The organism is Candidatus Pelagibacter sp. Uisw_136, from assembly GCF_047720275.1.
Lineage (GTDB): Bacteria > Pseudomonadota > Alphaproteobacteria > Pelagibacterales > Pelagibacteraceae > Pelagibacter.
In genome coordinates, this window is sequence record NZ_CP159812.1 from 395,976 (window position 1) to 418,477 (window position 22,502).

General features: G+C 30.7%; 26 protein-coding genes and 1 pseudogene. 19 read left to right on the forward strand and 8 right to left on the reverse strand.

All coding sequences use genetic code 11. The annotated features are described in order from the left end of the window. The 19 genes and pseudogenes from ABXT53_RS02025 (at position 1) to ABXT53_RS02115 (ending at position 19,491) form a co-directional block, all read left to right on the forward strand. On the forward strand, positions 1-1,320 hold the full coding sequence (locus ABXT53_RS02025; protein ID WP_415291003.1) for a TRAP transporter large permease: 1,320 nt from the start codon (positions 1-3) through the stop codon (positions 1,318-1,320). A 4-nt stretch (positions 1,321-1,324) separates the two neighbouring features. Beyond that, a complete protein-coding gene (locus ABXT53_RS02030; protein ID WP_415291004.1) occupies positions 1,325-2,188 on the forward strand; it encodes a DMT family transporter in 864 nt (287 codons plus the stop codon). Positions 2,189-2,247: 59 nt separating this feature from the next. Then, positions 2,248-3,150: an ROK family protein gene (locus ABXT53_RS02035; protein ID WP_415291005.1), complete on the forward strand. Its 903-nt coding sequence runs from the start codon at positions 2,248-2,250 to the stop codon at positions 3,148-3,150. Positions 3,151-3,351: 201 nt separating this feature from the next. Next, entirely contained in the window at positions 3,352-4,611 is a 1,260-nt protein-coding gene (locus ABXT53_RS02040) for an ABC transporter substrate-binding protein (protein ID WP_415291006.1), read from the forward strand. Between the two features lie 63 nt (positions 4,612-4,674). Next, complete coding sequence (locus ABXT53_RS02045; RefSeq protein ID WP_415286808.1) at positions 4,675-5,547, forward strand: carbohydrate ABC transporter permease; 873 nt, start codon at positions 4,675-4,677, stop codon at positions 5,545-5,547. Continuing rightward, a complete protein-coding gene (locus tag ABXT53_RS02050; RefSeq protein WP_415286809.1) occupies positions 5,537-6,439 on the forward strand; it encodes a carbohydrate ABC transporter permease in 903 nt (300 codons plus the stop codon). Before ABXT53_RS02045 ends, ABXT53_RS02050 begins: the two co-directional genes overlap by 11 nt. A gap of 1 nt (position 6,440) precedes the next feature. Continuing rightward, on the forward strand, positions 6,441-7,541 hold the full coding sequence (locus ABXT53_RS02055) for an ABC transporter ATP-binding protein (protein WP_415291007.1): 1,101 nt from the start codon (positions 6,441-6,443) through the stop codon (positions 7,539-7,541). A 1-nt stretch (position 7,542) separates the two neighbouring features. Continuing rightward, positions 7,543-8,304, forward strand: a complete 762-nt coding sequence (locus ABXT53_RS02060) for an SDR family NAD(P)-dependent oxidoreductase (RefSeq protein WP_415291008.1) — start codon at positions 7,543-7,545, stop codon at positions 8,302-8,304. Between the two features lies 1 nt (position 8,305). Continuing rightward, the gene (locus ABXT53_RS02065) at positions 8,306-10,081 is read left to right on the forward strand and encodes an IlvD/Edd family dehydratase (protein WP_415291009.1); all 1,776 of its coding nucleotides are present in this window, start codon (positions 8,306-8,308) and stop codon (positions 10,079-10,081) included. A 13-nt stretch (positions 10,082-10,094) separates the two neighbouring features. Continuing rightward, a complete protein-coding gene (locus tag ABXT53_RS02070; protein WP_415291010.1) occupies positions 10,095-10,838 on the forward strand; it encodes an SDR family oxidoreductase in 744 nt (247 codons plus the stop codon). A 20-nt stretch (positions 10,839-10,858) separates the two neighbouring features. Beyond that, complete coding sequence (locus tag ABXT53_RS02075) at positions 10,859-11,701, forward strand: fumarylacetoacetate hydrolase family protein (protein ID WP_415291011.1); 843 nt, start codon at positions 10,859-10,861, stop codon at positions 11,699-11,701. A 1-nt stretch (position 11,702) separates the two neighbouring features. Continuing rightward, positions 11,703-12,584 carry an SMP-30/gluconolactonase/LRE family protein gene (locus ABXT53_RS02080; RefSeq protein ID WP_415291012.1) on the forward strand — a complete coding sequence of 294 codons (882 nt, stop codon included), beginning with the start codon at positions 11,703-11,705 and terminating at the stop codon, positions 12,582-12,584. Between the two features lie 60 nt (positions 12,585-12,644). Then, entirely contained in the window at positions 12,645-13,514 is an 870-nt protein-coding gene (locus tag ABXT53_RS02085; RefSeq protein ID WP_415291013.1) for an NAD(P)-dependent oxidoreductase, read from the forward strand. Between the two features lie 42 nt (positions 13,515-13,556). Then, a pseudogene (gene ppc, locus ABXT53_RS02090) lies at positions 13,557-16,246 on the forward strand (phosphoenolpyruvate carboxylase). A gap of 1 nt (position 16,247) precedes the next feature. Then, on the forward strand, positions 16,248-16,955 hold the full coding sequence (locus ABXT53_RS02095) for a cytochrome c biogenesis CcdA family protein (protein ID WP_415291014.1): 708 nt from the start codon (positions 16,248-16,250) through the stop codon (positions 16,953-16,955). A 23-nt stretch (positions 16,956-16,978) separates the two neighbouring features. Then, positions 16,979-17,560, forward strand: a complete 582-nt coding sequence (locus ABXT53_RS02100; RefSeq protein WP_415291015.1) for an FMN-dependent NADH-azoreductase — start codon at positions 16,979-16,981, stop codon at positions 17,558-17,560. Beyond that, positions 17,560-18,366: an inositol monophosphatase family protein gene (locus tag ABXT53_RS02105; RefSeq protein ID WP_415291016.1), complete on the forward strand. Its 807-nt coding sequence runs from the start codon at positions 17,560-17,562 to the stop codon at positions 18,364-18,366. Before ABXT53_RS02100 ends, ABXT53_RS02105 begins: the two co-directional genes overlap by 1 nt. Beyond that, complete coding sequence (locus ABXT53_RS02110) at positions 18,367-18,927, forward strand: DUF924 family protein (RefSeq protein WP_415278820.1); 561 nt, start codon at positions 18,367-18,369, stop codon at positions 18,925-18,927. A 219-nt stretch (positions 18,928-19,146) separates the two neighbouring features. Continuing rightward, on the forward strand, positions 19,147-19,491 hold the full coding sequence (locus tag ABXT53_RS02115; protein WP_415291017.1) for a DUF952 domain-containing protein: 345 nt from the start codon (positions 19,147-19,149) through the stop codon (positions 19,489-19,491). A gap of 347 nt (positions 19,492-19,838) precedes the next feature. On the opposite strand, the gene ABXT53_RS02120 is transcribed toward ABXT53_RS02115, so the two are convergent. From ABXT53_RS02120 to ABXT53_RS02155, 8 genes are all read right to left on the reverse strand, one after another. Continuing rightward, complete coding sequence (locus tag ABXT53_RS02120) at positions 19,839-20,066, reverse strand: DUF2798 domain-containing protein (protein WP_415291018.1); 228 nt, start codon at positions 20,064-20,066, stop codon at positions 19,839-19,841. A gap of 2 nt (positions 20,067-20,068) precedes the next feature. Continuing rightward, positions 20,069-20,401 (reverse strand): DMT family transporter, encoded by a 333-nt coding sequence (locus ABXT53_RS02125; protein ID WP_415291019.1) that lies wholly within the window; start codon positions 20,399-20,401, stop codon positions 20,069-20,071. A gap of 45 nt (positions 20,402-20,446) precedes the next feature. Continuing rightward, positions 20,447-20,653, reverse strand: coding sequence for a hypothetical protein (locus tag ABXT53_RS02130; protein WP_415291020.1), 207 nt, complete (start codon positions 20,651-20,653; stop codon positions 20,447-20,449). 99 nt (positions 20,654-20,752) lie between these two features. Then, positions 20,753-21,073 (reverse strand): nuclear transport factor 2 family protein, encoded by a 321-nt coding sequence (locus ABXT53_RS02135; protein WP_271483212.1) that lies wholly within the window; start codon positions 21,071-21,073, stop codon positions 20,753-20,755. Positions 21,074-21,076: 3 nt separating this feature from the next. Continuing rightward, positions 21,077-21,367 carry a hypothetical protein gene (locus ABXT53_RS02140; RefSeq protein WP_415291021.1) on the reverse strand — a complete coding sequence of 97 codons (291 nt, stop codon included), beginning with the start codon at positions 21,365-21,367 and terminating at the stop codon, positions 21,077-21,079. 31 nt (positions 21,368-21,398) lie between these two features. Then, complete coding sequence (locus ABXT53_RS02145; RefSeq protein ID WP_415291022.1) at positions 21,399-21,758, reverse strand: DsrE family protein; 360 nt, start codon at positions 21,756-21,758, stop codon at positions 21,399-21,401. A gap of 20 nt (positions 21,759-21,778) precedes the next feature. Further along, positions 21,779-22,069, reverse strand: a complete 291-nt coding sequence (locus ABXT53_RS02150; protein WP_271480687.1) for a hypothetical protein — start codon at positions 22,067-22,069, stop codon at positions 21,779-21,781. 22 nt (positions 22,070-22,091) lie between these two features. Then, on the reverse strand, positions 22,092-22,403 hold the full coding sequence (locus ABXT53_RS02155; protein WP_271480689.1) for a hypothetical protein: 312 nt from the start codon (positions 22,401-22,403) through the stop codon (positions 22,092-22,094). Between the last annotated feature and the right edge of the window lie 99 nt (positions 22,404-22,502).

Here is a 22,502-nt window from a genome sequence, read left to right on the forward strand (position 1 = left end):
ATGCCAATTCCAGTCGAAACAGCTACTCTAATAATGCTTGGATCAATGATCTTTTTGATGATGTTGGGCTTGCCCTTAGCATTTGTAACCATCTCTATTGCGGCTGTAGGCGCTGTTGTCTTTATTGGACCACATGCATTGCCACTATTAGCTTCAAGAATGTATTCATTAATCACAGAGTATACATTGGTTGCTGTCCCCTTGTTTATCTTAATGTCAACATTTATGGAAAAAGCTGGAATTGCCGAAGATTTGTTTGAAGCCATGTCAGTCTGGGGAAACTCTATACCTGGTAGTGTGGGTGTTCAAACTATGGTTGCTGCCATTTTTTTGGCAGCCATTACCGGTATTGCTGGAGGGGAGTTATTAATGTTAGGATTGGTTGCGCTACCACAACTTTTAAGACTTAACTATGACAAACATTTGTCTGTTGGACTAATATGTGTTGGAGGCGGTTTAGGTACAATGATACCACCTTCAATAATCTTAATCTTCTTCGCTTTAGAAGCAGGTGTGCCAACTGGAGATTTATTTTTAGCATCTTTCATTCCAGGGTTTATGCTAGCATCGTTTTATATAATTTACATTATTGTAAGATGTTATTTAGATCCTTCAAAAGGTCCTCCAAGAAAAAAGGAAGATATACCTCCTTTAAATGAAAGAATAAAACTTTTAAAAAAATTATTAGCACCTGGCCTTATAGCTTTATGGATAATGGTAAGCATATATGGTGGTATCGCTACTGTAACTGAAACTGCAGCGACAGGAGCATTAGCAGCATTATTAATTGGCATAAAAAGAAAAAAAGTAAATTTTAAATTTTTAAAAGACTGCTTGTCATACACATTAAGTGTCACGGGAAGATTATTTTGGCTAACTATGGGATCAACAAGTTTGATCGGAGTATTTAGTATAATGGGTGCAACAGCATATTTAAAAAGTATGGTGTTAGGTTTGCCATTTGAACCACTTGGAATAGTGTTAACTATGATGGGGATTTTGGTAATTTTAGGAATGTTTATGGATTGGATAGGTATTTTATTACTCACATCACCAATTTTTGTTCCAATTATAATTCAGCTTGGTTTTAGTCCTATTTGGTATGGAGTTCTTTTTAGTCTAAATATGCAAGTTTCATTTGTATCACCTCCATTTGGACCTGCATGTTTTTATATAAAAAGTGTAGCGCCACCTGAGATAAGTATTCTTGATATCTTTAAAGGTGTGTTGCCATTTATGTTACTTCAAATTTTGGCCATCACTATAGTTATTATGTATCCAGACATAGCTTTATTTTTGCCAAATTGGATGAATAAATAAGAAGTTGAAAAAAAATGAAAATTTTTTTGGTATATCGATTATTTTTTTAGGTGTTTTTCTTGTAAGTTTTGGTGGTTTAACTGTGAAATCTTTTGAAACAGAAAATCCATGGCAAATACTTTTTTGGCGGCAATTCTTTTTTAGTATAACGATATTTTTTTTTTTATTAACAAAATATAAAAAAGATATTTTTAAGGTATTAATAAAGTCAAGCATTGTCTCTCTAATAATGGGATGTGGTTTATTCTTTGGATTTGTGGGCTTCGTTTATTCAATGTTAAATACTAGTGTTGCAAATGTTAATTTTATAAACACATCTCAGGTGATTTTTTTGACTATATTTAGCTTTATTTTCTTAAAAGAAAAAATAAATTTAATCACAATAATTTCAATAATAATAGCGTTAATAGGAATAGTTATAATATTTTTAAACTCTTTATATGTCGGTGACTTAAAAGGAAACATAATTGCTTTAGCTATACCATTGTGTTTTGCAGGAGTGGTTGTGTTTGTCAAAAAATTTCCAAATTGCGATCTCACTCTATCAGGCATAATAGGGTCAATTTTTGTAATGATATATGCTTTATTTGCTTCTGAATATATCATGATTTCTAAGCACGATCTTTTTTTATCAATAATTGCAGGAATATTTCAAACTGGATTACCTTTTATACTCTTAATAATTGCCTCAAGATATATATCTTCTTCTATAATAGGACTTGTTATGTTGTTAGAGGCATTGATGGGTCCTGCATGGGCTTTCATATTTATTAACGATATTCCATCTATAAATGTATTTATTGGAGGCTCGTTTATATTGTTTGGAGTAACTTTAAAACTTTATATGTCAATTTATAAAAATCATTAGATTTTTTAATCTTTATTTTAAAGATTGAAAATCTAATTCTTTAAGTATATTTTTCATTTATGCAAATTGGATTTGATGTAGGTGCCACAAAAATAGAAAGCGTTATTTTAAAAGATAATGGCGAGGAAATTGACAGAAGTAGAAGAGATTGTCCAAAAGATTTTATTTCAATAATACAAATCATAAAAGATGTAGTTAATGAATTAGAAAAAAAGCACAATCAAAAATTGCCAGTTGGTGTATGTCATCCAGGTGTTCATTCTCCACAAACAGGACTGGTTAAAAATGCACCTAACTGTATCTGGATTGAAAAACAACCTTTTCAAAAAACTCTCCGTGAAGCTTTAAATAGAGAAGTTTTTTGTGAAAATGATGGAAATTGTTTTGCTCTTTCAGAAGCAATTGACGGAGCTGGTAAGCATTATAAAATTGTTTATGGAATTATACTTGGGTCTGGAGCAGGAGGTGGTTTAGTTATTGATAGACAAATTGTTTCAGGACCCAATGGAGTTGCAGGTGAATGGGGTCATAATCAATTACCATATATGGCTGCACAAAAAGAGGAGCTTAAGACATTAAATTTAAGAGATGTTGAGGTTGAAAGTTTTGTATCAGGGCTGGGAATAGCTAAAAGATTTAACAAGAAGTATAAAAAAAACTTAAAGGCAAATGAGATATTTGAACTTTATAGAAGACATGAATTAGATGCAGAAAAGATGATAGAGGAATTTAAAATTAATCTTGCAATGTCTTTAGCAGTTATAGTTAACATTCTTGATCCAGATGTTTTTATATTTGGTGGCGGTGTTACAAATGAAATAGATTTTTTTGATGAGATAGAAAGTTTAACTAAAAAATATGTTATAGGAAAAGAATACGAGGGTGTTTTTTTAAAACCCAAGTATGGTGATGCTAGTGGTGTAAGGGGTGCGGCAAGATTGGGCAGAAAATCAAGTTATTAAATTTTTATATCCATTAAAAAGTGAAAAACTTTTTTTTATAAAATTTTTAATTGATATAAAACAGGCATTATTTTAAAAATAATTAAATCAATTCTAGGTTGTAATAAAAGTTTTTTGTTTAGGTTTTTTTGTTTTCTTTATAAGTTAATTTTTTAAATTAATTAATCAATTAATTTTATTAACTAACAAGAGGAAAATAAAATGAAAATGAAGAAACTGATAGTTGCTTTAATAGCTCTAGCTCTTACTCCAAGTGTTTCATTTGCAGCACCTAAAGCTGAGGTATTGCACTGGTGGACAGGTGGCGGTGAAGCAAAAGCTTTAAAAGTATTACAAGATGATTTCGCTGCACAAAATGGAGTATGGTTAGACATGCCCGTTTCAGGTGGTGGTGGAGATGCAGCAATGCAAACACTAAAAGCTAGAATAGTTGCTAACGACGCTCCAGCAGCAGCACAAATTAAAGGTCCTACAATTCAAGAGTATGATGAAGAAGGTGTAGTTGCACCTTATAATATCGATGCTGTTGCACAAAAAGAAGGTTGGGACAATCTTTTAAGTAAACAAGTTGCTGATCATATGAAATGTGATGATGGTAAAGCATATTGTGCTGCACCTGTAAATATTCACAGAATTGATTGGATCTGGGCTAATAAAAAAGTTTTAGATTCAAATGGTATTAAAATGCCTTCTACTTGGGCAGAGTTTAATGCTGCTGCAGATAAGCTACAAGCAAAAGGAATTATTCCTTTAGCTCATGGTAGTCAGCCTTGGCAAGATGCAACAGTATTTGAAGCTGTAGCTCTTGGTATTGGTGGAAATGATTTTTACAGAAAAGCTTTTGTAGAATTAGATCCTGCTACTTTAGGTGGATCAACTATGGCTAAAGTATTTGACCAAATGAGAAAACTTAAAGGTTACACAGATGCTGGTTCTCCAGGAAGAGACTGGAACATAGCTACTGGTATGGTAATGGAAGGCAAAGCTGCTTTTCAAATCATGGGTGACTGGGCAAAAGGTGAGTTTTCTGCTAACAACCAGGCGCCAGGAAAAGATTATATCTGTGCACCAACTCCATCTAACAATGGATATCTTTACAATGTAGATTCATTTATTTTTTTTAAAGTAAAAGGTAAAGAAAAAGTTGAAGGTCAAAAACTACTTGCTAGTTTAATGATGGGAAAAAACTTCCAAAAAGTTTTCAACATCTATAAAGGTTCGATACCTGCAAGATTAGACGTTTCTATGGATGAGTTTGATATGTGTGCTAAAAAATCAAACGCAGACTTAAAAACTGCAGCTTCTAAAGGTGGATTACTTCCAAGTTTTGCTCATGGTATGGCATTAAAACTTGCACAAAAAGGTGCAATTCAAGATGTGGTTACTGAGCATTTCAACTCAACAATGTCTTCGTCTGACGCTGCAAAAAAATTAGCAGCAGCAGTTAAGGCTTCACTTTAATAAAAAAAGTATATTAAGATTTGCGCTGTCATGAAAATGATAGCGCAGATTTAATTATAAAATATGTTTTGGTTAAAAAAAAATTTACCTAAATTAGTTTTAACTCCATCACTTGGAATTTTGTCATGGTTTGTCTATGGCTTCATTTTTTGGACGATATACATCTCTTTTACTAAGTCCAAGATGTTGCCAAGATATGAACTTTGGGGAATAGACCAGTATATCAGACTGTGGAAAATGCCAAGATGGCACGTAGCAGTAGAAAATTTACTTATATTTACAGTTTTATTTATTATTCTATGCATTGCTATTGGAATTCTTCTTTCAATTTTACTTGATCAAAAGATTAGAGCTGAGGGTTTTCTAAGAACAATTTATTTATATCCTATGGCTTTATCATTTATTGTAACGGGGACTGCTTGGAAATGGGTTCTAAATCCAACACTAGGCATTGAAAAATTTGCACACGATATGGGTTTTGAGACCTTTAAATTTGATTGGTTGGTAACACCTGAGATGTCAATATACACAATAGTAATAGCTGGTGTGTGGCAATCATCTGGATTTATAATGGCAATTTTTTTAGCAGGTCTAAGATCTGTTGATGATGAAATTATAAAAGCTGCGAAAATTGATGGAGCAGGAATATTTTCAATTTATAGTAAAATTATTCTTCCAATGATGAGACCAGTTTTCATGAGTGCAATAGTAATTTTGGTACACTTATCAATTAAGAGTTATGATTTGATTATAGCACTAACCTCAGGTGGGCCAGGAATTTCCTCTGATATGCCAGCAGTATTTATGACGACTATGGCTTTTCATAGAAGCGAAGTTGGATTAGCATCCGCAAGTGCTATCATGATGTTTTTAACAGTATCAGCAATTGTTGTGCCATATTTATATTCAGAACTGAAGAGGGAAGATGCAAGATAAAGAAACTTTAAAACTAAATAAATTAGAAGCAAATTCTAAAAGAAAAAATACAATCTATAGATGGATTTTATATTTTATATTGGGAGTTTTCGTCATTTATTATTTAACTCCACTTTATGTTATGATTGTAACTTCATTTAAAACAATGCCTGAAATTAGACAGGGAAACTTATTTTCATTACCTAGTTCTTTAAAATTTGATGCCTGGAAACAAGCGTGGGATGGAACAGGCTATACAGGGGGTGACGTTTTTCTTAAACCTTATTTTTGGAACTCAATAAAACTAGTAGTCCCTGCTGTTGTTATATCAACTCTACTTGGTGCTATTAACGGTTATGCTTTAACAAAATGGAGATTTAAAGGAGATTCATATGTCTTTCTATTATTTTTATTTGGCACATTTATTCCATACCAGGCAATTTTGTTACCGATGGCTAGAACATTGGGTGTCCTTGGAATTTCAAATTCAATAAATGGACTAATACTAGTTCATGTTGTTTATGGAATTTGTTTTACAACTTTATTTTGCAGAAATTACTATGTATCAATTTCAGATGAAATGGTAAGAGCTGCAAGAATAGATGGTGCTGGTTTTTTTAAAATATTTTTTAAAATCATTTTACCAATTTCTATACCAATAATAGTTGTAACTGTTATTTGGCAATTTACACAAGTGTGGAATGATTTTTTATTTGGTGCTACTTTTTCATTTGGTGAATCTGCACCAATTCAAGTTGCTCTTAATAACTTGGTTTTAACAGGCACGGCTGTCAAAAGATACAACGTAGATATGGCGGCAGCAATCATTACGGGAATTCCAACATTAATAGTTTATATTCTTGCTGGAAATTATTTTATCAAAGGACTAACAGCTGGATCAGTGAAAGGATAATATGGCAACTTTAAAAATTAATGACATAAATAAAAATTTTGGAAAAACGGAAGTTTTAAAGGGTATTAACCTAGATATTAAACATGGTGAATTTCTTGTGCTCTTAGGACCATCTGGCTGTGGAAAATCTACATTATTAAACACTATAGCTGGTCTAGAAACCTCTAATAGTGGGGATATTTTAATAGACGATCATATTGTGAATAATATGGAGCCAAGTGACAGAGATATTGCTTTGGTGTTCCAGTCTTACGCTCTTTATCCAGCAATGACTGTTAGAAAGAATGTAACATTTGGTTTAGAGCAAAGAAAAACCCCAAAAGAAAAAATAGCAAAAGCATTAGATGATGTTTCTAATTTATTGCAAATAACTCAACTATTAGACAGAAAACCATCTCAATTATCTGGTGGTCAACGTCAACGTGTTGCAATGGGTAGAGCATTAGTAAGAGATCCTAAAATTTTTTTATTTGATGAACCGTTATCAAATCTTGACGCAAAATTAAGAGTTGAAATGCGAAGAGAAATTAAAAAACTGCATCAAAAACTTGGTACAACTATAGTTTATGTTACTCATGATCAAACTGAGGCAATGAGCTTAGGTACAAATATTGCAATCATGGACCATGGTTTAATCCAACAATGTGACACTCCTAAAAATATTTACAATAAGCCAGAAAGTATTTTTGTTGCAGATTTTATTGGATCTCCATCAATGAATTTAGTTCAAGGTAAGTTAACAAAAGATAACAATGATATTATTTTTATGCCAAATGGTTCAAATGATAGTGTTAAAATACCAGTTGGAAATTATTCTTTTAAAAATAAATTTGATGGCAATGAAGTATCAGCTTATTTAGGAATTAGACCAGAGCATATTTATTTTGAAAAAATTAATCCTGATTGTTTTGAGATCAGTTTAAAATCAGAGCTATTAGAATATACAGGTCATGAACAAATAGTAACATTTGATTATTTAGGTCAACAAGTTCTAGGTAAATTTTCTTCCACATTCGATATAGAAATAAATAAAGATTTAAAGTTAAATATTGATACATCTCAAATTTCTTTATTTGATAAACAGTCAAAAAAAAGGATATAAAATGACAGCTATTTACGATGATTTAAAAAATAAAAGTGTTTTTATTACTGGAGGAGGCTCTGGTATTGGTGCCTCTATAGTTGAACATTTTTGTGAACAAGGAGCAGAAGTTTTTTTTATTGATATAGATATTAAAGAATCAAATAAATTGCTAAAAAATATTAAAAATAAAAAATTAAAACTTCCAACTTTTATTGAATGTAATGTAGTAAATATTAAGAAACTACAAAACATAATTAAAAAGATTATAAAAACTAAAGGACCAATTGATATTTTGGTAAATAGTGCAGCTAACGACAATAGACATATGACAGACCAAGTTGATGAAAAATACTGGGAAAATAGAATGAACATCAATTTAAAACATTATTTTTTTGCATCCCAATCAGTAGTAAAAGGTATGATTAAAAATAAAGGTGGTTCAATTATAAACCTTAGCTCTGTTTCTTGGATGTTGGGAGAGGGAGATAAAGTTGTTTATGAGACTGCAAAATCTGCGGTTATGGGTTTAACAAGATCATTTGCACAAGAATTTGGTAAGTATAATATTAGAGTTAATTCAGTTACTCCTGGCTCTATTGCAACAGAAAGACAGATAAAACACTGGTTAACGCCAAAATATAAGAAGCTCATTTTGGAAAAACAAGCTTTAAAAAGACAATTGAAACCAAAGGATGTAGCTACAATGATACTCTTTCTTGGATCTAACCAATCATCAGGATGTACAAAACAAAATTTTATTGTAGATGGTGGAATAGTTTAAAATGAAAAAAAAAGAATTAAGAAGCAAACAATGGTTTGATAATCCAAATGATCCAGCTCTTACAGCTTTATATCTGGAAAGATATTTAAACTATGGAATGACAAGGCATGAACTGCAATCTGGAAAGCCTATAATTGGAATTGCACAATCGGGTAGTGACTTATCACCATGTAATAGACATTTTCTAGAACTAAGTAGTAGAATTAAGGATGGGATCAGACAAGCTGGAGGAATACCCATTGAATTTCCAACACACCCAATTCAAGAAACGGGCAAGAGGCCCACAGCAGGTTTGGATAGAAATTTATCTTACTTATCTTTAGTAGAAGTTTTATTTGGCTATCCTATTGATGGAGTAATTTTAACAACTGGCTGTGATAAGACAACACCTGCAGCCTTAATGGCTGCGGCAACTGTAAATATTCCTGCTATAGTTTTATCAGGTGGTCCAATGCTTGATGGAAATTTTAAAGGAAAAAAAGTTGGTTCAGGAACTGTAGTTTGGGAAGGTAGAAGGCTGTATGCAAAAGGTGAAATTACTTATGATGAATTTATGGATATGGTTGCAGCATCAGCACCAAGTATAGGTCATTGTAATACAATGGGAACTGCTTCATCTATGAATTCTATAGCAGAAGCTTTGGGAATGTCTTTAACAGGTTGTGCGGTCATACCCGCCCCATATAGAGAGAGATCACAAATCTCATTTGAAACAGGAAAAAGAATTGTTGATATGGTTCATGAAGATTTAACCCCTTCAAAAATTATGACCAAAGAAGCATTTGAAAATGCAATCTTAGTTGCAAGTGCCATCGGTGCATCAAGCAACTGTCCTCCACATCTTACTGCTATTGCAAGACATATGGGTTTAGAATTAGATATAGAAAATTGGCAAACACTAGGTCACGATATACCCTTGCTAGTAAATTGTCAGCCTGCTGGAGAACATTTGATGGAAAGATTTCACAGCGCTGGTGGTATTCCAGCTATTATGCAAGAGTTATTAAAAAATAATAAATTACATAAAAATGTACTTACAGTATCTGGGAAAACTGTAGAAGAGAATTTAAAGATTAAAATAGATGTTGATACAGATGTTATCAAATCATTTGCAAATCCATTAGTAGAAAATGCAGGTTATATTGTTATGAGAAGTAATTTTTTCAGTTCTGCTGTTATGAAAACATCAGTTATTAGCGAGGAGTTTAGAAAAAGATACTTATCAGACCCTAAAAATAAAAATGTGTTTGAAGCTAATGCTGTAATATTTGAGGGTCCGGAAGATTATCACGCAAGAATAAATGACGAAAAGTTAAATATAGATGAAAATTCAATTTTAATGATTAGAGGTTGTGGACCTGTTGGATATCCTGGATCAGCAGAAGTTGTGAATATGCAGCCACCAGATAGATTGTTGAAAAAGGGTATTAATACTCTTCCAACATTAGGAGATGGAAGACAAAGTGGTACCTCTGAAAGTCCATCTATACTTAATGTTTCACCAGAATCGGCCATTGGTGGTGATTTACTGATAGTTCAAACAGGAGATAAAATTAAGATTGATCTTAATAATAGAAGGATAGATTTATTAATATCAGAGACAGAGATTGCTGACAGAAAAAAAAATACAAAGATCCCAGTATTAATAAACCAAACACCATGGCAGGAAATTTCTAGAAAAATGGTGGGTCAATTAGAAACTGGGGCTTGTTTAGAGACAGAATCTTTATATTTAGATATAACAAACACAAAAGGGATGCCTAGGCATTCACATTAAAAAAAGGAAAAACATGAGCAATAGACTAGAAGGTAAAAATATTATTGTAACAGCTGCAGGCCAGGGAATTGGTAAAGCAACTGCTATAGCATTTCATAGTGAAGGTGCAAATGTAACTGCAACAGATTTAAATGATAAAACTTTAGCTGAATTAAATAAAGAATATCCTAAAATTAAAGTTCACACTCTAGACTCAACAGACAACAACGCTATTTTGGAGTTTATAAAAGATATAGATAAAGTTGATGTGTTATTTAATGCAGTGGGCTTCGTTCATCATGGAACTATTTTAGATTGTGAAGAAAAAGATTGGAACTTTTCTTTTGATGTGAATATAAAAGCTATGTATTTTATGTGTAAGGCAATTTTACCCTTAATGGTTAGACAGAAAATTGGCAGCATAATTAATGTCTCATCTTGTGTTTCAAGTCTAAAAGGATTCCCAAACAGATTTGTATATGGAACAACAAAAGCAGCAGTTATAGGTTTAACGAAATCAATAGCAGCTGATTTTGTAAAACAAAACATTAGATGTAATTCTATTGCACCTGGAACAGTGTTCTCACCATCATGGCAAGACAGAGTTAATCAAAGTCCAGACCCAGTGCAAACTAAAAAGGATTTTATAGCAAGACAGCCAATGGGTAGACTTGGTACAGCTGAAGAAATTGCTGCTATGGCAATATATTTAGCTAGTGACGAATCCACATTTACAACAGGAAATACTTTTTCAGTCGATGGTGGAGTTTCAATTTAATCAATCAAAAAGGAATAATTATGAAATTATTAAGAGTAGGCGTTAAAGGAAAAGAAAAACCAGCAGCATTAGATAAAAATGGAAAAATCAGAGATTTAAGTTCTCATATTACTGATTTAAATTCAGATACTGTAAATTTTGAAACTATTAAAAAATTAGAAAGTATAGATTTAGAAAACTTACCTGAAATTTCAAATTCTGAAAGAATAGGTGCTTGTATTAATAAACCTGGAAAGTTTGTAGCAATTGGTTTGAATTATTCTGATCATGCAGCAGAGTCTGGTATGGATTCTCCATCAGAACCCATTGTATTTATGAAAGCAACAAGTTCAATTAATGGTCCAAATGATGATATTGAAATTTCAAAAGATTCAAAAGAACTTGATTGGGAAGTTGAATTGGGAATAGTTATTGGAAAAGATGCTAAAAACATTGATGAAAAAGATGCTGAAAGTCACATTCTTGGATATTGTTTAGTAAACGATGTGAGTGAAAGAGAGTGGCAACTTAAAAAGATGGGTCAGTGGGTTAAAGGAAAATCACATGATACATATGGACCAATTGGACCATATTTGGTCACTAAAAGTGAAATTTCTAACATCAACAGTCTTAATTTAAGCTTGGATGTTAATGGACAAAGAATGCAAACTGGAAATACAGATAAGATGATATTTAATGTGTTCTTTATAGTTTCATATTTAAGTAAGTTTATGACATTACAAGCAGGTGACATTATTACAACTGGAACACCTCCAGGAGTGGGTATGGGAAAAAAACCTCAAGTATTTTTAAAAGTAGGTGACACAATTAGATTGTCGATTGATAATTTAGGTGAACAAAACTCAAAAGTTGTAGCAGAATAATTTGAATATCATAACTTCAGAGCCTAAAGTTATCTGGAATTCAAAAGCAATATTAGGTGAGGGCACTCTATGGGTGCCATCACATAATTCAATTTACTTTGTTGATATTAAGAAAAAAAAAATTTTAACTTTAAATATAAAAACTAATAAAAAAAAAATTATTAAAGTAGATAAAGAAATTGGGTTTCTTGCTCATATTAAAAAAGATATTTTTATACTTGGTTTACAATCAGAGCTTAGAATTATTAATCTTAAAAATAAAGAAACTATTAGATCTATTCCAATTGAAGAAGATATACCTTTAAATAGAATAAATGATGGAAAGGTAGACCCTAAAGGTAGACTGTGGTTTGGAACTATGGATAACCCTGAGAGATCCATTAAAAATGGATCTTTATATTGTTTAGACAAAAAACTTAATATTCATAAAGTGGATACAAAATATTACATTACAAATGGACCAGCTTTTATCAATGCTAAAAATTTCTTACACACTGATAGTCGTAGTAAAACAATTTATAAGATTAAAATAAATAAAAAATATAAAATAGTTAAAAAAACAAAATTTTTAAAATTTTCTAAAAAGGATGGTTCACCTGATGGAATGACGATTGACTCAAAAAAAAATATTTGGGTTTGTCATTTTGGTGGAGCGTGTATTTCCGTTTACAATTCAAAAGGTAAAAATATTCATAAAATTGACTTACCAGCAAAAAATATCACAAATTGTATTTTTGGCGGATTGAATAATAATGATATTTTTGTATCAACTGCCTTAAAAGGTATGAGTAAAAATGAAATTAAAAAATATAAATTTTCAGGCTCTTTATTTAAGATAAAAACAAATATTAAGGGAATTCAGCCAAAATCCTTTAAGATATAATAATAATTATAAAGCGATTAAGCGTAGTTAAGAAAATAGTATAGGTTATATATAAGTTATATGAAGAATATTGGTTTTATTGGAATTGGCCTTATGGGGTTTCCCATGGCAAAAAACCTCCTTAAATCAGGTTATAATTTAAAAGCTTATAATAGATCCCAAGATAAAGCAGATAGATTAAAAGAATTTGGAGCAGAAATATCCACATCTATCAAAGGCGTTGTTACAAATTCCGATGTAGTTATTGCAATGCTTACAGATGATGCTGCGGTAGATAAAGTAATGGGTAGTGATGAATTTATATCCAACATTAAAGATAGTGCCACAGTAATTGATATGAGTTCTGTCAATCCCATTATTACAAAAAAATATGCTGAGATTTTAAAAGAAAAGAATATTAACTATCTAGATGCACCTGTATCTGGCGGAACAATTGGTGCAGAAGAAGCTTCTTTAGCTATTATGGTGGGTGGTGATGAAAAAACATTTAAAGAATGTTATGATCTTCTTAAAATATTAGGCAACCCAACACTAGTAGGCCCAGTCACATCTGGTCAAATTTCAAAACTAGCAAATCAAATAATTGTAGGTGTTACTATTGGAGCTGTAGCAGAAGCAGTTACTTTATGCGAAAAATCTGGAACTAATCCAAGTAAAATGATTGAAGCCTTATCAGGAGGATGGGCTGATAGTAAAATATTACAAACTCATGGAAAAAGAATGATTAGTAAAGATTTCTCACCAAAAGGAAAAACTACAACGCAATTAAAAGATATGACTAATATCATTAATGCTGGAAAAGCTGTTGATACTCATTTGCCTATTTCTAGTTTAATTAAAGAAATGTATAAAGATCTAGTAGCAGATGGACATGGTAATACTGACCATAGCTCTTTATATAATGCAATTGAAAAGATAAATAAAAAATGAAATTTTTAAGAATTGTAAATGTAGAACAATAGTCAAACAAAGATGATTAAAAGAGATCTTTATTACGAACGAATTCCAACAAAGTCACTAAGAGAAGATGTTAGATACTTAGGGGATATTTTGGGTAAGGTTATAAAAAAACAAGAGGGTGAAAATTTTTTTAAATTAGTAGAAGAAACAAGATTGTTATCTAAAGCAAATAATTTTAAAAAAAGCTCAAAAGATCCTTTTAAAAATATTATAAAAAAAATTAATGGCCTGAGCCCAATTAACACATTTAAGTTATCAAGGGCATTTAATCATTTTATGAATTTTATAAATTTATCTGAATCAATTGATGCATCAAGAAATCTTGATGAATATGAAAATAATCAAGAAGACCCAAAAAATAAAAATATTTTTATAGAAGAAATATTTAAAGAACTTTTTAAAAATAAAAAAATACCTAACAATAAAATTTACGATCTAGCGAAAAACTTGAATATAGGAGTTGTTTTAACTGCGCATCCAACAGAAGTTAAAAGACGTACCTTGATACAAAAATACCATAGAATAGTAGAAATTTTAGAACAAAGAGATTTACTAAAAAAATATCCATCAAAAATAAAGAATTTAGATAATAAATTATACGATGAGGTCACAATAATATGGAATACAGATGAGCTTAAAAGATTCAAACCAACACCCTCTGATGAAGCAAGATGGGGGTTGGCAGTTATTGAGGATAGTCTCTGGGAAACTATACCCAAAGTATATAGAAGATTAAATGATATTTTTGTTAAAAATATGGGTAAAGACTTACCAAAAAATTTTAATCCAATTGAATTTGGTTCATGGATGGGTGGTGATAGAGATGGCAATCCAAATGTAACAGCTATGGTTACAAAAGAGGTTGTGTTGTTATCAAGGTGGGAGGCCGCAAAGCTATATGAGAAACAGTTGACCAAGTTACTTCGGTCATTATCCATGTCAAAGTGTTCTAAAAAAATATTAAAAAAAACTGGTAAAGTTTTTGATCCATATAGAGTTTTTTTAAGACCACTAAGAGATAAGATGAGAAAAACTCATATCTTAATTAAAGAACACCTTGTAAATAAAAAACCATTAGAAGAAAAAAAACTTTTATCAACTAAAGAAGAAATCTTAGCACCATTGAGAATTGTACGGGAATCTTTAGAGCAAAATCAAAGTGAAAATATTGCTAGTGGTGATTTACTAGATTTAATGAGAAGAGCAAAATGTTTTGGGATTAATTTAGCAAAATTAGATATAAGACAAGAATCTTCAAGACACTCACAATTGATATCTGAAATTATAAAAAAAAAATATAAATCTAATTATTTAAGTTGGAGTGAAGACAAGAAGATAGATTTTTTATCAACACAAATTAAAAAAAAAAAAATTTAATAAATAATTATCAATTTAGAAACAAAGAAAATAAAGAAGTATGGACAACGTTTAGAATGCTTGCTGAACAGCCTAAGGAATGTATAGGCGCATATGTAATTTCTATGACATCTGCAGCATCAGATATATTGTCTGTAGCTTACCTTCAAAAGGAGACTAAAATAGAAAATAAACTAAGAGTAGTGCCTCTTTTTGAAACATTAGATGATTTAAAAAATGCTAACTCGATAATGACTAAACTTTTTTCATTATCTTGGTACAGAAAATCAATCAATTATAAGCAAGAAATTATGATCGGTTATTCTGATTCTAGTAAGGATGCAGGTAAATTATCTGCAAGTTGGCATCAGTATAAACTTCAAGAAGAGATTTTAAAATTAGCAAAAAAACATAAAATTGACATTACTTTTTTTCATGGAAGGGGTGGCTCAGCTGGACGTGGTGGAGGTCCAATTCAAGCAACTTTGAGATCACAACCACCTGGATCTGTTAATGGAAAAATAAGAATCACAGATCAAGGTGAAGTTATTCAGCAAAAATATGGGTATGAACCCTTAGCAAAATATAATTTATGTAGCTATATAGGTGCGGTAGTTCAAGCAACTTTAAAACCACCACCAGAACCTAAAGTCGAATGGAAAAGATTAATTGAAAAAATGTCAGAAATTTCCATGGAATCTTATAGGGGAAATATTAATGAAAAATCTGACTTTATAAGGTATTTTAAGACTGTAACACCACACAAAGCTTTAGGAAAATTATCAATTGGATCAAGACCCTCGAAAAGAAAAAATGTAGACAACATCAAAAGTCTAAGAGCAATACCATGGGTATTTGCTTGGACTCAGATAAGACTATTCTTGCCTGCATGGTTGGGTACTCCTGAAGCATTAAAATATTCATCAACAAAATATTTTAAGAAAACACTAATAGACATGGAAAAAAATTGGCCTTTTTTTTACTCTACAATGGATATGTTGGATATGGTGATAACTAAAGTAGACCCTGAAATTTCAAAAGTTTATGAAGATAAATTAGCTGATAAAAAACTTAAATTAGTTGGTAAAAAACTAAGATCACAATTTAATGATTTGAAAAAATTAAACAAAATGATAACACCGGTGGAAATTTTAAAACAAAGAAAAATATTTAGATCTTCCGTAATAATCAGAAATATTTATTCTGAGGTGCTACATATTATACAAGCAATTGTTATGAAAAAAATTTCAACTCAAAGATTAAGTGCCGAAAACAAAAAATATCTAGATGACTCGTTGATGACTTCCATAGCTGGTATATCAGCCGCAATGAAGAACACAGGCTAGAATGATTGAGTTATTAATTGCATTTGGAGCTGGGTTGATTAGTTTTTTATCTCCTTGTGTCTTACCTTTAATACCAGGTTATATTTCTTATATTTCAGGAGCATCTTTAGATGAATTACTTGCAAATAAAAAAATTAATTTGGTACCATTAATATTATTTACTTTAGGTTTTTCTTTTGTTTTTATTATATTTGGGGCAGCTGCCTCTTACTTGGGACAAGTATTGTTACAAAATTCAGAAACGTTAAGAATACTTGCTGGTTTAATTATTATTATATTTTCTCTACAATTAATTGGAATTATAAATATTAATTTTTTAAATTTTGAAAAAAAGATTTACACTCAAAAAAATAATAACATTTGGTTTTCATTTATTATTGGTATGGCTTTTGGCTTTGGATGGACACCTTGTATTGGTCCAATTTTGGGATCAATTCTTGCATTAGCCTCTACAGAAGAAACAGTATTTAAAGCTATAATATTACTTAGTTTTTATTCACTTGGGTTAGCAATACCTTTCATTTTATCAGGTTATCTAATGCAAAGATTTTTGATGTTTTCTAAAAACTTTAAAAAGAATATTAATTTAGTCACAAAGGGTGGAGGTGTAATACTTTTAATAACCGGAGTACTAATTTTAACAAACCAATTGCAAATATTAGGCTACTATATTTTAAACTATTTACCCTTTTTGCAAAACTTCGGTTAATAGGTTAATAACAATCTATACTTATGAAAATTTATCAAATTGACTCAAGTGCCAGAAAAGAAGGCTCAAGCTCAAGAGCATTAGCAAAAAAATTATTAGATAAAATCAAAAAACCAGGTGATGAAGTAATTTATAGAGATTTAGATGACGATATGCTTTTTGTAAGTGGTTTAACTGAGTCTGGAATGAAGATTGCAAAAAAAGACCAGACTGAAGAGCATAAAAAAATGTTTGAACTATCAGATAAACTTGTAAGTGAATTAAAAGAAAGTGATATCATCATAATTTCAGCACCAATTTATAATTATGGCCCTCCAGCAACTCTTAAAGCTTGGTGTGACCTAGCAGCAAGAATTGGAGAGACTTTTAGGTTTAAAGCTAATGGGAGAAGAGAAGGATTGCTTAAAAATAAACAAGCTTATTTAGTAATTACTTCAGGTGGAACTAAATTAAATAGCTCAGAGGATTTTTTAACTCCATGGTTAAAATTTATATTAAATTTCTTTGGAATTGAAAAAGTTGAAGTAATAAGTGCTGATCAAATGGCGTTAGATTACGAGAAATCAATTAAAGAAGCTGAAAAACAAATTGAGAATATAATTTAATGAATTTATTAAATAAGAAGGATTATAAGTTATATTCTAACTTTCTAAATACCTTAGCAAAAGACTTAAATAAATTTTATTTTTCAAAACTTAATAAAACTTTCATGATATCTAACAAACTTAAAGGTAAAGGTTATGATCCTGTTACAAGCTCTGACAAAGCATTTGAAAAATTTATTAGATTAAAGATTAAAAAAAAATTTCCAAGTCATCAAGTTATAGGTGAAGAATTTGGTCACAAAAAATCAACTAGTGATTACACATGGGTTATAGACCCGATTGATGGAACAAGATCATTTGTAATAGGCAATCCAACATGGAGCAATTTAATATCTCTTAATTTTAAAGGTATGCCCGTTGTTGGTTTAGCAAACTTTCCAATACTAAATAAATACTATTTAAATTTTGATAATAAAAACTCTTTTGTTTTTGAAAAAGGCAAAAAAAGAAAAATCTCTGTTTCAAAAAATATACCATTTAGTCAGATAAAAGTATCAGGGGCATTTCATGGAGCGGTCTCTCTTAAACAACAAATGACAATTCCAAAAGTTTTAAAATTAATGCAATTTCCAACTGCAGATGCATTAAGTTACTCCCATTTATGTGAGGGGAAAATTGATGTTGTCTTTCAGGCTACTAATAAAATTTGGGATATTCATCCATTGATGCCAATTATAAAAGCTGCAGGAGGTATTGTTTCAACATGGGATAATAGAGACGCAGTTAATGCTGGAAATATTTTAGTTTCATCTAATCAATCTATTCACAATAAAATACTTAAGCTTTTAGAACCAGTTTCAAAATAAATGCATACAAGAGCAAAAAAAATATTAGATTTTTGGTTTAAAGACACTCCACCAAAAAAAAGATTTCAAAAACATAAAGATTTTGATGAATTAATTAAAGAAAACTTTTTAAAAGATTATGAATTAGCAAGTACAAACGAATATGACGATTGGCAAGACACTTCCCTTGGATCTTTGGCTCTAGTTATTTTATTTGATCAATTTTCAAGAAATATGTTTAGAGATGATCCAAAAGCTTTTATCCAAGATCATAAAGCAAGGTTGATAGTTAACGATTCTGTTTATGCAGGCTTTTTAGATGAAATGGATCAAGATCAAAGATTGTTTATGATATTGCCACTAATTCACAGTGAAGAGATCACAGATCATGATATGGCCTATTATCTACTAGATAAATTCTTAAAAGATCATCCAGGTTTAATCTCTATCAAAAAATCTTGGAAAGATCACACCTTAGTAATAAAGAAATTTCATAGATATCCTCATCGAAACTTAGTGTTAGGTAGAAAATCTACTCCTGAGGAAATAGAGTTTCTAGCTCAACCAAATTCATCCTGGTAAGATGTTCACTAAGTGAACAAATAAAATAAGCTATCCAATCTTTGCATTGCTGTAGTGACAATATGTCATTTCAATATTGAAATTTGCTGTCTATAAGGAGCGGATAGAATTCAAAAATTAACATTATCTTCTCTCTCTATTAGATAGTTAATATTAGCTTCCCTCGTAAGAGGGAAGTTTCTTATTGTCAATATCCTCACTGAATAATATAAATTTTAAATGAATTTCAAATTTGTTTATAAAATATGTACCAAATCTGAATGGCAAGAGATTAAGAAAAAAGGTCAATTAACTGGTTCTAAAAAAGATTTAGAAGATGGTTACATTCATTTTTCCGGTGATGATCAAATTGCTGGAACTCTTAAAAAATTTTACCTAAATCAAAAAGATTTAATTTTATTAAAGATAGACACTTTAAAACTAGATCATTTAGTTTGGGAACAAGCTTCAGATGGAACTATGTTTCCACATTTATATTCGTCGCTAGATATTTCTAATGTTGTTGATGAATTTGATATTACTTTAGATGATGATGGTACTCACGTTTTGCCATCTGTTTTTTAACTTTTTTTTAAGGGGTTCACCCTTTCAGAAAGCCCAAAAGAGTTCCCCTATAAGTTAGCGGTATACGCCAAAATCCATAATAATGGACTTTATATTTTTTCGATCTTAATTAGTCTTTGATTATTTAATCACACCAGTTATGTGTCAGGTGGTGATAAATTCATAATCGACCTCCTTTATATACATTTACACAATAACATTTTCAAACATTGCATTCAAAACATTTATTTTACTTTATGTTAAATATATTTATTGAATTAAATTTTGATAAATAATAAAGTTTCAATAATTTAAAAAACTCTTCTTACAATATTTTTTTCCGTAAAATTTTTACAATTCTTTTATAACTAATCTTTTGAGGCAATTTTATTAACTAGAGGTCTTAAAATTGGAGCCAAAGTAATAGCTGCAAATAATGCTACAGGAAAAGCAAATAACCAAGAGTTAAAATATCTTTCAATAAAACCATCACCAATGCCAGTGTTCACCGCAGTAACTACACCACTCATTATAACGCTCATTCCAAATGACATAAAAATCATAAACAAGTGTTGCGAATATTTTTTTGAAATCATAATTAATTATTTCCTAACAAGTTAACCATTAGCACACCTATAATGATCAAACCTAAACCAATCATTGAATAAAGATTTGGCATTTGATTAAATCTAATTATACCAACAATTACAGTTGAAATAATTGTTAATCCAGCAAATGATGCATAAGTTATTCCCATTGGGATATTTTTCATCACCATAGATAATGCATACATACATAAAACAATGGTAATGGCTGTAATAATACTTGGAATTAGAAGAGTGAACCCTTCAGCACTTTTTGCAAAACTATTTGAAGTTACCCCTAGAACAACTGCTAGGATTAGAAATCCATATGAAGTAGCGAGACTCATTTAATAACATTAAATGAAATCCCGCTAAATATATATAATTATTTATTAACTTTTAAAAAGCTCCATAGCTTCAGCTAATAACTCTTCTGATTTTGCATGATCACCAGCATCATGAGCTGCCATACCTTGATCTCTTAGCATTTGTGCTTCTGCAATTTTATCATCTATACTTTTTGCCATCATTGGGCAAGAACCTGCATAAACTGAACTTGTGAAAAGTACTAAGAATAATGTTATTACTATTTTTTTCATATTTTCCTTTGTTTGATTAGTTAACCAAACAAAAGGAAAATAATAAGTTTTTGATATAACCAACATTGTCACTTTGCATGTGCAAAATGACCCAACTAGTTATTTAAGTATTTTTGTTGCACCTGTTTCAAGTGAAATCATTTTTCCATCTTGATATTTAAAGACTGCCATTACAGCTTCTGTGTTTCCATCATTAAATGTAACAAATCCATGCTCAACACCAATTTCATCATTCTCAAAAAGAACTCTAACTTTATCTCTTTTAATGTCACCACTCATTGCCCATTTGATTACATCTGCTTTACCTAAAACATTACCTGACGCATGCATCGTAAACTTATAATCATCATGTAGAAGTTCATTCATAGTAGCTTCATCTTTAGCTTCCATTGCTGCATTATATTTTGCTAATATCGACATGGTTTATCCCTTGTATTGTTCTAGAAGATCATCTCCCATTGGTGTTGTAACTGAATTAGCTAAATCAACACCAGCTGCAGCTCTTTCTTTATGAAGTTCCTCATCAGCTTTAAAAGCTTCAACACCCTCCATAGTGTCAAATTTAACTATTCCAATGAATTTACTGTCATCACCTTTTTCAGATCCTGCATAAAGAAATGTCATTCCATATTTTTTGATCTTTTCTGCATTACTGTGAACCATTGCTTTCCATTTTGCAAAAGTTTCTATTGGTCCTTCTATTTTTAGTATCATTTTTCCTCTTTCGTTTTTTGTGGTTATTAATTTAGTATGACAGAACTTTCTCAGCTTCTTCTACAAGTTTTAATAATCCTGGAGGTCCTGACAAAACTCCATTTTTATCTTTGATATCATCTTCGGTAATACCTCTTGCTTTACAGCTTCCTGCAGATAAATGAATTGTAACTCCTTTATCTTTTAGAACTTTTATGTGATCACTTAATTTTCCGATACCAATAGCTGACATATTATCCACTATTTCAGTTTTCATTAGAGAGACAGCATTTCCAGCTAAAAATATGCTTACCTCATGTCCTGCTTCAGCTGCTTGTGATGCAATCATAATTGGGAATACACCATTCACAGCATTTTCTGGTCCTTGTATCGATTGGACAAATAGTTTCATCGTTACCTCTTTCCTTTTTTTTAGTTAGCATTAAAATCTATAATATCATCTGTACACTCAACAAATTTGTGAGGTTCATAGAAATCGTTCATAGACTCTAATTGTTTGTTAATTGCGTCTGGATCAGCACCTTTCCACCAACAAAACATTGTTAAGTTATCACCTGGTGTATTCCAGCTCATTTGACATTTTGCATTATCACTTGTCATTGCTTTGGTCATATCTTCCATTGACATTGAACCAGTAACTTCCATCATTTTAGCTTTTGCTTCTTTTGATTTAAAAGTGTGTGTTACTATATAGTTTTTCATTTGTTATCTCCTTTTTATCTATTTATTCACTAAAGATGACTCTGATTTCATCTTCAATAGTTCCTTCAACTGCAACTTTCTTTAATTGTTTTTGAAGATTTTGATATTTTTTATCAGCTGACATTTTTGCATCAGCTTCATTTTCTCCTTCAAACATTGTGCCAATTAGAGTTTCTCGTATTGTTCTCGGATCACCACCTACTTGAAAAGAAAAATAGATTTGGTGTTTAGGAAAATATTTTTTTCTTACCTTAGCTAAACCTTGGCAAACCTCCATAGCTTTACCTAAACCATCATCCGTTACTCTCATTGTTCTGGTATATATTGCTTGCATTATATTAATCTCACTTGTTAGTTATTATTGTTCAAAATTAATAGATTTAGATTTATTTTAAAATGCTATATTTTGTCACCAGGTATGCAAAAATTTTAT